This window comes from Nostoc sp. NMS4, from assembly GCF_017115095.1.
Lineage (GTDB): Bacteria > Cyanobacteriota > Cyanobacteriia > Cyanobacteriales > Nostocaceae > Nostoc.
Genome location: NZ_JABXKI010000397.1, coordinates 1 through 11,277, shown reverse-complemented (window position 1 = coordinate 11,277; position 11,277 = coordinate 1). Strand labels below are relative to the sequence as shown.

11 protein-coding genes and 2 pseudogenes are annotated in these 11,277 nt (G+C 38.6%); 5 read left to right on the top strand and 8 right to left on the bottom strand.

Translation table 11 applies throughout. The features are described from left to right. Positions 1 to 156: 156 nt before the first annotated feature. Positions 157 to 570: a DUF3775 domain-containing protein gene (locus tag HWQ37_RS32545; protein WP_292755229.1), complete on the top strand. Its 414-nt coding sequence runs from the start codon at positions 157 to 159 to the stop codon at positions 568 to 570. Positions 571 to 1,085: 515 nt separating this feature from the next. Here the strand turns inward: HWQ37_RS32545 and HWQ37_RS32540 are convergent. Together HWQ37_RS32540 and HWQ37_RS32535 are read right to left on the bottom strand one after the other, a co-directional pair. Continuing rightward, the gene (locus HWQ37_RS32540) at positions 1,086 to 2,198 is read right to left on the bottom strand and encodes a sensor histidine kinase (protein WP_292755227.1); all 1,113 of its coding nucleotides are present in this window, start codon (positions 2,196 to 2,198) and stop codon (positions 1,086 to 1,088) included. A gap of 280 nt (positions 2,199 to 2,478) precedes the next feature. Then, positions 2,479 to 2,665 (bottom strand): annotated as a pseudogene (locus tag HWQ37_RS32535) (IS1 family transposase); the annotation flags it as partial. Positions 2,666 to 2,827: 162 nt separating this feature from the next. On the opposite strand from HWQ37_RS32535, the gene HWQ37_RS32530 reads away from it, so the two are divergent. Both HWQ37_RS32530 and HWQ37_RS32525 read left to right on the top strand, forming a co-directional pair. Continuing rightward, positions 2,828 to 2,953: a hypothetical protein gene (locus HWQ37_RS32530; RefSeq protein ID WP_292755225.1), complete on the top strand. Its 126-nt coding sequence runs from the start codon at positions 2,828 to 2,830 to the stop codon at positions 2,951 to 2,953. Beyond that, complete coding sequence (locus tag HWQ37_RS32525; protein WP_292755223.1) at positions 2,953 to 3,315, top strand: 4Fe-4S dicluster domain-containing protein; 363 nt, start codon at positions 2,953 to 2,955, stop codon at positions 3,313 to 3,315. The genes HWQ37_RS32530 and HWQ37_RS32525 overlap by 1 nt, the downstream gene beginning before the upstream one ends. A 153-nt stretch (positions 3,316 to 3,468) precedes the next feature. Here the strand turns inward: HWQ37_RS32525 and HWQ37_RS32520 are convergent, their stop codons facing one another. Then, positions 3,469 to 4,473 (bottom strand): aldo/keto reductase, encoded by a 1,005-nt coding sequence (locus HWQ37_RS32520; RefSeq protein WP_292755221.1) that lies wholly within the window; start codon positions 4,471 to 4,473, stop codon positions 3,469 to 3,471. A 128-nt stretch (positions 4,474 to 4,601) separates the two neighbouring features. Further along, positions 4,602 to 4,778 carry a hypothetical protein gene (locus HWQ37_RS32515; RefSeq protein ID WP_292755219.1) on the bottom strand — a complete coding sequence of 59 codons (177 nt, stop codon included), beginning with the start codon at positions 4,776 to 4,778 and terminating at the stop codon, positions 4,602 to 4,604. A gap of 661 nt (positions 4,779 to 5,439) precedes the next feature. On the opposite strand from HWQ37_RS32515, the pseudogene HWQ37_RS32510 reads away from it, so the two are divergent. Further along, positions 5,440 to 6,036, top strand: a pseudogene (locus tag HWQ37_RS32510) (nitrogenase component 1); the annotation flags it as partial. Between the two features lie 20 nt (positions 6,037 to 6,056). On the opposite strand, the gene HWQ37_RS32505 reads toward HWQ37_RS32510, so the two are convergent. The 4 genes from HWQ37_RS32505 to HWQ37_RS32490 form a co-directional block, all read right to left on the bottom strand. Then, positions 6,057 to 6,521: a CYTH domain-containing protein gene (locus HWQ37_RS32505; RefSeq protein ID WP_292755217.1), complete on the bottom strand. Its 465-nt coding sequence runs from the start codon at positions 6,519 to 6,521 to the stop codon at positions 6,057 to 6,059. Positions 6,522 to 6,615: 94 nt separating this feature from the next. After that, positions 6,616 to 7,302, bottom strand: a complete 687-nt coding sequence (locus HWQ37_RS32500; protein WP_292755215.1) for a DUF6875 domain-containing protein — start codon at positions 7,300 to 7,302, stop codon at positions 6,616 to 6,618. A 1,137-nt stretch (positions 7,303 to 8,439) separates the two neighbouring features. Beyond that, the gene (locus HWQ37_RS32495) at positions 8,440 to 10,101 is read right to left on the bottom strand and encodes an alpha/beta hydrolase (RefSeq protein WP_292755213.1); all 1,662 of its coding nucleotides are present in this window, start codon (positions 10,099 to 10,101) and stop codon (positions 8,440 to 8,442) included. 192 nt (positions 10,102 to 10,293) lie between these two features. Beyond that, positions 10,294 to 10,467 (bottom strand): hypothetical protein, encoded by a 174-nt coding sequence (locus tag HWQ37_RS32490; RefSeq protein WP_292755211.1) that lies wholly within the window; start codon positions 10,465 to 10,467, stop codon positions 10,294 to 10,296. A 298-nt stretch (positions 10,468 to 10,765) separates the two neighbouring features. On the opposite strand from HWQ37_RS32490, the gene HWQ37_RS32485 reads away from it, so the two are divergent. Further along, positions 10,766 to 11,218, top strand: coding sequence for a hypothetical protein (locus tag HWQ37_RS32485; protein WP_292755209.1), 453 nt, complete (start codon positions 10,766 to 10,768; stop codon positions 11,216 to 11,218). Positions 11,219 to 11,277 lie beyond the last annotated feature (59 nt).

The window sequence follows — 11,277 nt, the reverse complement described above, 5'->3', positions numbered from 1 at the left end:
CGATATATTGGGGAGGGAACCGAATTTTTCTTGTTTCCCCCCTTTATAAGGGGGGTAATAATTCAATTAAAATCACAACATATCACTTTTCAAACAACCTCTAAGAGCTGATCAATATTTTTCCTTATTCACTATGATTTTAGCTTGAAGATAAATATGAATTTTTTATTAATTAATAAAGTATATAAAATCATTGAGCTTGCTGAATTAATCTATTGCCCAAATTCATCAGATGTACTGTTTGGGAAAGTAAATATACCAGAAACTTTTCTAGACAAATTGTCTAATTATTTAGAAGATTTTGAAATGACAGGAAGAACATCAGTCAGAGTACTACATAAATATGTAGACGATTTTTCTTCAGAAGAAAAAGGACAAGTTATAGCCCTTATCTGGCTTGGTCAATATGTATCCTGTGAACAACCATCAGACTTCAACGATTTAATTGCACAAGTACTACATCTCATCCCTGAAAACTATACAACTAGTTATATTCTCGAAAAGAACTTCCTAGCTAAATATCTTCGCTCTGGGCTGAAAAAAATAAATAATAATCACTGCAACAATTAAATTGAGTAGCTACGTGCAGTCTTTTCTATCTGATAGCAGCATTTAATGATGATATCGCTCCTTGTCTGGAGATATACGATCTATAAATGCAAGATAGAGTGGATATTTTGGTTGAGCAGGAAACTCATAACTAATAATATCTATAGCGTTGTTAAATAGTTGAGTCCTAACCTTCGTTCCCGTTATGCTTTGGAAATACTAACATATATAGCGGTTCCCAATTGCATGGAATACAGACCTAACCCCCAGCCCCTTCCCTTCAAGGGAAGGGGAGTAAGATTCAAAGCCTCTCTCCTTTTAGGAGAGAGGTTTGGAGAGAGGTCAAAACTGTACTGCACCCAAGCGAGAACCGCTATAGTTTATTTTTAGCAAGTCTAAACATTTTGGTAGTGGTAAATATGTAGTGATAATAGAGATTTAGTAACTAAAATTATTTATTTTTAGCTTTGGATAAAAAGACTAGAAAAATAGTTGGAGTTTACATAAGTGAGCGCAGCGAAGATGGAGCTAGAGGATTATGTAGTGGGGAGAGGGGAGGAGGCTTTGGGTAAATCAATTGAGAAGACACATCCTTGATGGGGGATATCCCGAACTGAGAGTATACCTTTGTTTAACGATACGGCGCGTCGTGAGATTGTCAGCCCAATCCCCAATCCTGATTTATCTGTTCCCATCTGAGAAAAAGCCTTAAAAAGTTCTTCCGCCTCACCAGGCGGGAGTCCTCCACATTGATCCTCTATTTCAAGCAAAACACGCCCACCTACAGCCTTACCGCGTATCCATACAATCCCACCCTGCTTGGTGAACTTAATGGCATTTTGAACCAGATTTGATAAGGCAGATATTATTAGGTGACGATCTATTAAAACCTCCAATTCCGGCGCTACCTCTACACGCACCTCAATTGATTTCCCACTTGCTTCAAACCATGCAGTAGCCTCAACTTCACTGACTAGGTGAATAACTCGACATCTCTGATATTGTCCGGTTGGTTCGTTCCGCAGTCGCACCTCAACAAGTGAACGATCAATAATGTCTCTCATCCGCCTATGGGCATTTTCAAGAATACGAGATGTACTTCCATTGGTTCCGACTTTCCCTGTGATTATAAGTTGGGAAGCTAAAGTAGCGGAGGTCAACGCATTTCGCAACTCATGTGCTAGAAATCCAAGACGTAGAACCTCATTCCGCTCTGCATTCTCGCGCTGACCTCGATTAAACTCTGTAACCGCTTCAGCGATAGCGATATCGAGGCAGAAATTTAATCGATTGAATTCACGAGGGGATGCTGTTTCACTACTATTATCCTGAATATACTGAGTGATAGCTTGACAAAGAGCGCCGTAGCCATGAACAACCTGAGAAATGCTGTAGCCAAGTTTTAACGACTCTTTCCCCCGGCGCTCTGCGGAGGCTTTGTGAAGACTTTCTATAGAATTGTTATCTGGTTCCCTAGATTCATCTATATCAGCATCAGCACGTAATACCTCAATGAGTTCATCGTAGAACACAGGTAATCCTCTTTCCATTTCGTCGCTCGAACTCATGGAATCACCAAGACCCGTGATCTTTTTTGAACATAAGGCGAGAATTTCGTCACGTTCTGCTAAAAGAAATTCATGTAACATTATGAATGTTCTTAATTTTAGACTTATTCTACCATCAGCAGATTGCTAGAACAGCGATCGCACCCACCCCGATCCACCCCAGAACAATTTCCCATCCCCTCACCGAGGCTAAGTATTTCATACATTTTTACTGCTGCAATAACTTATAAGCGATCGTCACTGAATTTTAGATTTTAGATTTTAGATTTCCAATCCAAAATTTAAAATCTAAAAAGGTCTGAACGCCAATCCAAAAGGAAAATTAGGTACAATTTTTGGCGTTGCATAAATGCGGGATGAATTAACTAAATACAGGTATTTCTCTATACTTTAAGTAATGGAGTAACAAGCGAATTGAGTATTTAAGCATATCTACTGACTTGGAATAGCATAATGTTTTGCGATAGCGACGTTAGGAGCGTCTGTAGGCGTGCCAGATAATGACGTAAACGTGTATTTTCACCTTCTACTCTGGTCATATATTTTTTACCGAAAAAATGGGTTTAAAGCCCCGTGCTTCTAGCACGGCTTTAAAGTAATAAGTAATAAGTAATGAGTAATGAGTAAGAATATTAACTTATTACTTATTACTTATTACTTATTACTTATTACTCCAGAATCACCGTGGCTTCAGTCCGGTGAGGATGTCAATGACAATGCACCGACGCACGGATTTTACAAAAACTGACGTGCAACAAACAAGAAGAATATTTACCAGTGGTATCGATGATGTTGTGGTTGTCGCCGCAGAAAATCAGTTGCAAGAGGTAGCGTAATGATTGAAATTGTTGATAGCGATCGCTGTATCGGCTGTGATATCTGCGTAAAAGTTTGTCCGCGCGATGTCTTTGATTCTGGAGACGATGGAATAGCTGTAATTGCTCGTAAATCAGATTGTCAGACTTGTTTTTTGTGCGAGTTGTATTGCCCTGTTGATGCGCTTTATGTGTCGCCTTATGCCGAACTGGATGATGAGATTGATACAGAACAGTTAATTACCCAAAACTTACTGGGTAGTTACACCCGTAACATGGGTTGGCATCATGGCAAAATGGGAGGTACTGACAAAGATCCAACTCAACAACTTAGAATTTTGAATAGGGTAAGGCAGGATAATGCAAGATTGAATGAAACATAAGCAGCAGGGTTTTAACCTCTTTCGCAGAATTCCCCACAAAGTTTACGTGGTGGCGAACTTTAGGCAAAAAGAGGTAATATCAAGGCTTTTAACCCGCGTAGGCGGGTTTTGCCTGTGTAGCCGTGACTTCCAGTCGCCTGGTGCAAGATTACTCTATGGGCGATTTCCAGATGGGTGCTGATGCCCTAGTATAGGATGGGGTGTGTAAGGTTCTTCTAAAAATTTGCGCTCTTCATCAGAAAGCTCTAAATCCACTGCCTCCACAGCCTCTTTAAGATGTTCTATCTTACTAGCGCCAATTATGGGAGATGTCACACCTGGTTGATGCAATAGCCAAGCTAGGGCAATTTGTGTGGGTTTCACACCCCGTTTTGCGGCTAATTCAACTACGCGATCAACTACTTTAAAATCTGAATCTTGATAGTAGAGATTGTGAGCAAATTCGTCAGTTTTTGCCCGCAGTGTTTGGCCATGGTCTGACTTACTGCGATTCCCTGCTAAAAAGCCCCGCGCCAAGGGACTCCAAGGAATAATACCAATCCCTTGATCTAGGGCTAAGGGTATTACTTCTCGTTCTTCTTCCCGATAAACTAGGTTGTAGTGATTTTGAATTGATACAAAACGAGTCCAGCCGTGAATGTCTGCTGTATAAAGAGCTTTAGCAAACTGCCATGCGTAAACACTAGAAATTCCTAAGTAACGGACTTTACCTGCTTTGACAATATCATGCAGTGCTTCTAGGGTTTCTTCAATTGGTGTTTCATAGTCCCAACGATGAATTTGGTACAAGTCTACATAATCAGTTTGTAGCCGCCGCAAAGAAGTATCAATGCTGTCAAAAATATGTTTGCGAGATAGTCCTCGATCATTGGGTCCATCGCCGACTTTGCCATGTACTTTAGTCGCAATCACAACTTGATCTCGTTTGGCAAAGTCTTTCAGCGCTCGCCCGACAATTTCTTCACTAGCACCCAAGGAATAGACATCGGCGGTATCAAAGAAATTAATCCCCAATTCCAAAGCCAGTTTGATAAATGGACGACTTTCTTCTTCTTCTAATACCCATTCGCGCAATTTACGTGAACCATAAGTCATCGTGCCTAGTGTAATCCGGGATACTTTGAGTCCAGTTTTGCCAAGATTTACATATTTCGTCATACGGTTTGCTCTACTTTTTGTTGGGATGCTTAATAAGGTTGTGATATTTATATAGCCTTTTGGCACTGATTAGCCTAGAGTATTGCAGAGCTATGAGCATTGCTTTGCAAAAGCTAGGATACAAAATACTATACATCAATCGACTTACCGGAGTTAACAGCTATAATATTAAGAATTGCATATAAATGATAAATATGGAACAGGAAATCAGGAAATGTTTGGCAGAGGGGGCTGTTGGTAAAATCTCTCGGATCTGCAAAGCGATCGCCACCGTGAATCGAACTAGGGCTGCGGCTAAAGCTCATAGTTCAAATAGTGTATACTTTTCAAATTTCAAGAAAATTTTTTAATATAGTTATATTTATCGATAGATTTAGAGTATTAAAAAAAATAAGGCTACAATTACCTGGATAAATTGTTATTTTAGTTAAATCTGGAATACTATTAGTAAAAAATAAATTTCTTGCTTAGATAATAAAATAGAACATAAGGTACATAGAAAATATGTGTGTAAATTATCGTGTTTAATTATCTAATAATTTATATTCTAAAAATCTCAAAACAATACTTGATTTCACATAGTATTAGCTATACTAATATTTAGATAAGCTAACACTAGCCAAAGAATTATAGTGTTTATCGTCTGAGTGAGTTACATCTCTTTGCGGTGAGGGGCTACAGGCGAAGATTTAACTCATGCGAGGGCTGCGATAACAAGCCTTTCTAAAAATACAGGATGCATCAGAGGAGTTGCTTGTTTTATCTGAAATGCTAGTGCATCAATTGCTGTTTTTTGTAATTTCTCAGAAATCAGTCTCAACAAACTTTGTCTACCAACATATATAAAGACGAGTGGAGACTAGGCAGCAAAATTGGTAAGTAAAAAAATAGGAGATAGAGAGAAAATAATACTCTTAACTCCTCATTTTTGGCTGTTTTGTATTTATTTTTAGCACGAGGAAAAGCATGAAAAACACTCAAGTAACAATTAACGAACTACTTAGTGAAACACCTTGCAAATCTAACCAGAAAAAATTTACTGGTCAGAAAAAACTCACTTGCACAAAACCACCACAACCAGGTGCAACCCAAGGAAATTGCCCTTTTGATGGAGCGATGGTTTCTGTCGGAGCTATTACTGATGCTGTTCATTTAGTACATGGTGCTGTTTCTTGTACTCACAATCCTTGGGCAACTCATGGCAGCCTATCATCAGGCTCACAATTATACCAAACTGCTTTTACTACTGACTTTAGTGAAGGTAATATCGTTTTTGGTGGAGAAAAGAAACTGTACAAAGCGATTGTGGATGTTGCTCAACGCTATCATCCTGCCGCTATTTTTGTTTATGCTACTTGTCTGTCTGCTTTGATTGGTGATGATATTGATAGTGTTTGCCAACTTGCAACACAACAAGTTAATATCCCAGTTATCTATGTAAATGCGCCTGGATTTCTTGGTAGTAAAAACTTAGGGAATCGCATCGGTAATGAAACTTTATTGAATGCTGTCATTGGTACAGCCGAACCGGAATTTACTACACCATTCGATATTAGAAATATAGCGATCGCTACAGATATTGCTTACCATTGTGAAAAAGGGTGTTTTACTAAATTGCTGTTGAAATATCTGGAGTCATCAGAAACTTCTTCTCCAATCCAGGTTGGTAGTTCAATTTGCTGATCTTCATCACTGAGTTCAACTTCTGCTAATATTAGTCCTTTATTAACACCATCAAATTCATCTATTTCCCAAATCAAGCCACCTGACTCTATTTTATATCTGGTTTTTTCTATAAATGGACGTTCGCATAATGTTTCAAGTATTTCTTGAGCATCTTTCACAGGAATAGGATACTCAAACTCTAATCTCGAATATTTAATACTGGGGCTTTTAATAGTCAAATAACTTTTTTCTCCTACTATACGTATGCGTACAGTCGCTTGATTTTGTGTAGAAATGTATCCTTGACGATAGATATTACCTTCAGCTAATTCTCTCCAGCTATCTCCGATCACTAAATATTTCCGCTCTATTTCTTTCGCCATTTTATTTACCAAATTATTTGCTTTTATCTATCACAAATAATATCGCAATCCTCCATACCCATGCTCAATCGCCAAGTTGAAATTCAAACATTTGTTATATGCAAGAACTTACCAACTTTTCTTGTCTAATTTGTTCTTTTGCTAAAGCCAATGCTTGATGAGCATTTTTAAACTTTGTTTCATCTGTAAATTTGCGATCGAAATGCTTTAAGTAAGCTTCCAGATAGCGAATACGTAAGTGTGGATCTGTCGGATTCTGAAGAAAGGGGAGGTCAGCTTCAACCATAAACCGGATAGCCAACAAGGGTATAGGACTACGAAGTGGACGAAAGTTTGGGTTGTGCAGACCAGGACTTTCATTACGCTTATGAAATTCTCCGATCATCAGTCCTGACTCAACAAATAAAGGTTTAAGTTTTTGCTGAACACTATCTATTACTTTCGGAGCGTCTTCTATATGGATATCAGGAAAGATAAGTAAAAAAGCTTTATTAATTGCTAATTCTTGCTGTTTAACATCTATTTGCAGAAATATATCTCGATAGCGTCCAACAATTTCTTCTAACTGTTCTGAATACAAATCTTTTGTGTGAATAACTGCTATACGAATACTGTTTGATTTGAGAGAGTAAGGTACAAAAGGGCAAACTACGCCGGGTCTGCCTAAGTCAGGATGAGACTTTCCTAAAAAGTTTTTCACCCAGTTAATAATTTCAATTAAGCAAGGAAGGTCTTCGTGTTGCTGGAGTTGTTCAATTTCACGAGTTGTATAGAGTTGCATAAGCTTGAGCGAAATGGAATAATTGTTTAATTCGGAATCCAAAATCAGTTTTCCAATACAGAATGTAGGTAAAACTAATTATTTAAGTAAACAAAAAAAAGCCTTTAATTGTTTATTTTTTGGTTAATCTGTGGCTTGTAGCAGATAACAATGCTCTACAATTTTCTTTTGTATACTTAAAGTAATTTACGTCAATACATACATATACAAAGATATTTCGCATCAAATAACTTGTTTTCATTTATCTTGAAACTACTTTGTAATATGTTAGTTACAGGAATAATATTGAATTTTGAAATACGTGTAATATGCATTACAAGCTGTTAATACACTCTACAATTAGTTGACATATTTTTTCAAAAACAATTTACGATTCCGATAAGATACGTATGTATCATCATTATTCCGCATTTGCTCCTAGTTTTTTACACTCTTAAGCTTCTGTTATTTTTACGAATACATTATGAATTTTATGTCTAAACAGATATTTTTACTGTAAAAATTTAGTATAGATTTAACATCAACTTTGAGGCTAATATCAAGGTAATATACTTTTGTCGAAGCAAAAAGTTTACACAGAGTTGGTATAAGGTCAATTTTAGAAGTTGTATAGCAATCCTAAATGAGTTGTGAAAATCGAGAGACTCAGATCCCCGACTTCTCAAATAAGTCGGGGATCTTATTACACTCCTCCCCAACCCTCCCCGGATGTTTTAAGGAGGATGTTTGATCGGGCTGGTGGAATGGTTACTTCACTTAAATGAAAAGTACTGTATTTTCGATTAATCGATCCTCAACGTGAGGTATTTGCTGCGAATATAGCTAGCTTGGGCTTTATTTTGGCTAAAAATAAAAATCGTAGGGGAGGTCAGAATAAGCGGCGACTTCTGACGTTTTCCGTATCCCTACTCTTAAGTAAGCTACCCACAAAATTAAATATTTTAGGACTTACTCAACTATACAAATTAACCATAATATGTATTAGGACTTACGCATAACGGAAAACGAACCGCAGAGAAGCCAGTGCGCCCTTGCGGTTCCCCGACTTGTAGCAACTGGCGCGACACAGAGTTCACGGAGAAATGAGAGTTTAGGAGGGTTTTTGCGTAAGTCCTAATTTGTTTAATTGGAAATTCCTTATTTATCAACAAATTCTTTCACCACTGCCATAGCATCAGGAGGAATCTGTGTAATTAGGCGAAATGGAAATGCAGAAGTTGAAGCAAACTGGGCATAATCTGGTGTTAGGAAGATGGCATAGTTTTTAGCTTCTGGAGTCATCTGGAAAGCAAAGGCCAAAGTTATAGCTTTAACGTACTTGCGAACATCTGCGGCTTTTTCACCGACAACTTCACCGCCACTAATTGGTGTATTTGGTTGTCCGATCTGATCTAATGTGGTGCTGGGGTCTTTTACACTTAGATGAGTACTCCCAATTATACCAACTAGCCATTTTGGAGATGGAATTTTTTCAAATCCGACAATCTGTTCAGTTAAAGCTGGGGTGGTTTTATCGGCGGAACCTGCTAACACTATGGTAGGAATCTGTATCTTAGTTAACCCAGTTTCGCCAAATATCAGAGAAGTTGTGGGATTGAGAGCGATCGCTTGTTTTATTCTGGGATCTCGTAGTTGATAACTATTTTCTGGTAGTTCTTGAGCGATGCACTGCATATTTTCTCCCAAACTCAAGATAGTCAAGTTCTTTTTACAGCGTTGTTTGAGATGTTCTAGTTGCAACTCGGCTCCAGCAAGTGCTAAAGCTGTACCACCACCAAAAGAATAACCAACAACCATCGCGTTTGTGGTTGCAAGTTTCCCTTGCAGGGGATGATTAGCTGTTTGGTTGAGCTTTTCTAATTCGTCGAGGACAAAACTAATATCTTGAGGGCGATACAAAAACTCTTGAGGCTTTACAATTCTGGTTTTACCTTGTAATGCTAAGTTAGTATTTGCCTGATTACTACCGGGATGTTCTAAAGCTGCTACTACATAACCGTGCGATGCTAAATGTTCTGCTAGATAACGCAAGTCTGTGCGGACTGACCCGAAGCCGTGAGAAAAGACAATAACGGGTTTGTCGGGAGTTGCAGCAGTTGACCAGTAAATATCAACTGGGATTTTGCGATCGCGCTTTTGGTCATTCAAACTTAAGTTGAGTATTTTTACTTGGGCACTTCCTGGTTGGCTGGGATCAATAGGGAAAGCAATCTGCGGTGTTCTCGGCTGTGTTTTTATGGGGTCGAGTTGGGGAGCGATCGCTAACATAAATTGCTGAGTGCGCCAAAAAGCTGTATTTAAATTCCCTGCAACAGCCAAAGCCTTTGGCAAATCGATTTCTAAGCGTTTACTGGGATAAGCGGCAATAAAACTCAGTATAGAAAGACCCTGCGGTGCATTAGAACCTAATACCAATCCGGCTCTCAGTGCTTGTACTCCAGCTTTATCCTTTCGGGCTAAGGCTGTAGCAAAGTCACTGAGAATAGTTGTACCAATCTGAGTATTAATTAACTTATCAAGTGTGACAACATTCATGGGTATATTCATACCCAGCGCCCCCAAGAAGAAGCGACGTTGTTCTTCAGATAATCCTTTAGTGTAAGACTGTAAACTCCCAGATAATTCCCCAGTTTTTGCAGCCTTTTGCAACTCAGCAAGAGAGATGGATTCTGTAAATAAACCAAAACGCACAACAACCGTGTCAGCAGCGATCGCCGAGGTATTTGCCCCGAACTGTGTAAGTGCGATTGCGCTAAAGAAACCCGCAACTGTCCTAAGACTTGTCCAATTTTTTATCATAAACTTTTATACCAATTGTTACTTACGGGAATATAACGGATATTTGTGTATTTGACTACCCCATTAATTCCTTAGAGGATGTTTGAAAAGTCCTGCTGTTGGTAGTAAAAAGTTTTAGATTCCCCTAAATCCCCCGATAAATTGGGGGACTTTAAGAAGTTTTCCCCCCTTTTTAAGGGGGGCTAGGGGGGATCAAGAGGTGCTGAAAATCACAGCTAACGACTTTTCAAATAACCTCTTAGAAGTAAAAGTAAATTTTTTCTTAATTTGATGGCTACGCCTACGCCCTAATTTCCTCAAAACATCTGCTGATGTCAACAGAGCCACATAAAAAGCATAACAAAAGTAACGAATTGTAGAATTCATCACAGCTAAAAATTTGAGCATAAATCAGTGTTAACAGCCACAAAAGCTTGCTGGTTTCTCAGCTAGGTTTAATACTGTAACCGAGCTACTAAAACAGGGGAAGCGATGCCTACGGCGGTAAACTACGCATCTACAATCTGCAATTTTTGGACAGGAAGTTTAACCAACTGCAAAATGTTTTGTCTTTGCTCTTTAAAGCGTTTTGCAGAGGTGTTGCAGGTGAATATCTGACCGCCGTAGCTGCACTATCATTACTCATCAAATTTTACCAGCCGCATCAACAAATTTTCTTGGCTTTATGCGTCGCAGACTCCCCTATATTTTAATTTTTCTGCTCTCCCTGAGTATTATTGCATTGTGGTGGCCTGTGAATGATTCTGATTGCAATTTCGAGGCTTTTATCGCATCAAAAACTACAAAATTCCAAGTACACGCTACTAAGGTTAGTGTTCAGCCGTGGCGTGGTCGTCACCATGTATATGGAATATTTATGATTCCTAATGAATACAAACAAGCTCCATTTTTTGTGTTGACAGTCCAAGGCGCTGGTAGTTATTGTTCAAAGCAATTTGGTCATCAACAAAACTTTGATGATATCTTTGCTGAATCAGGAACTTATTTAGTAAAGAAGCCTATTAGAACTCGGAAAACTCTGCGGCTCATTCTTCAAGGTTTATATTCTCAGGTGAATGATAAAAATAATTGGACGTTGACTTTCCCTGAACCAAAAGCTAGTCAAGATAATTCATAATTTATTAGGACTTACGCATAAGAGATCCCCCAACCCCCTTAAAAAGGGGGCTTTTCAAA

Bases quoted from the DNA above. Each gene is read 5' to 3' on its own strand.
- HWQ37_RS32530 (WP_292755225.1), top strand. From the start codon at position 2,828: ATGACAATGCACCGACGCACGGATTTTACAAAAACTGACGTGCAACAA.
- HWQ37_RS32540 (WP_292755227.1), bottom strand. From the start codon at position 2,198: ATGTTACATGAATTTCTTTTAGCAGAACGTGACGAAATTCTCGCCTTA.
- HWQ37_RS32495 (WP_292755213.1), bottom strand. From the start codon at position 10,101: ATGATAAAAAATTGGACAAGTCTTAGGACAGTTGCGGGTTTCTTTAGC.
- HWQ37_RS32485 (WP_292755209.1), top strand. From the start codon at position 10,766: ATGCGTCGCAGACTCCCCTATATTTTAATTTTTCTGCTCTCCCTGAGT.
- HWQ37_RS32500 (WP_292755215.1), bottom strand. From the start codon at position 7,302: ATGCAACTCTATACAACTCGTGAAATTGAACAACTCCAGCAACACGAA.
- HWQ37_RS32515 (WP_292755219.1), bottom strand. From the start codon at position 4,778: ATGAGCTTTAGCCGCAGCCCTAGTTCGATTCACGGTGGCGATCGCTTT.
- HWQ37_RS32505 (WP_292755217.1), bottom strand. From the start codon at position 6,521: ATGGCGAAAGAAATAGAGCGGAAATATTTAGTGATCGGAGATAGCTGG.
- HWQ37_RS32520 (WP_292755221.1), bottom strand. From the start codon at position 4,473: ATGACGAAATATGTAAATCTTGGCAAAACTGGACTCAAAGTATCCCGG.
- HWQ37_RS32490 (WP_292755211.1), bottom strand. From the start codon at position 10,467: ATGAATTCTACAATTCGTTACTTTTGTTATGCTTTTTATGTGGCTCTG.
- HWQ37_RS32525 (WP_292755223.1), top strand. From the start codon at position 2,953: ATGATTGAAATTGTTGATAGCGATCGCTGTATCGGCTGTGATATCTGC.
- HWQ37_RS32545 (WP_292755229.1), top strand. From the start codon at position 157: ATGAATTTTTTATTAATTAATAAAGTATATAAAATCATTGAGCTTGCT.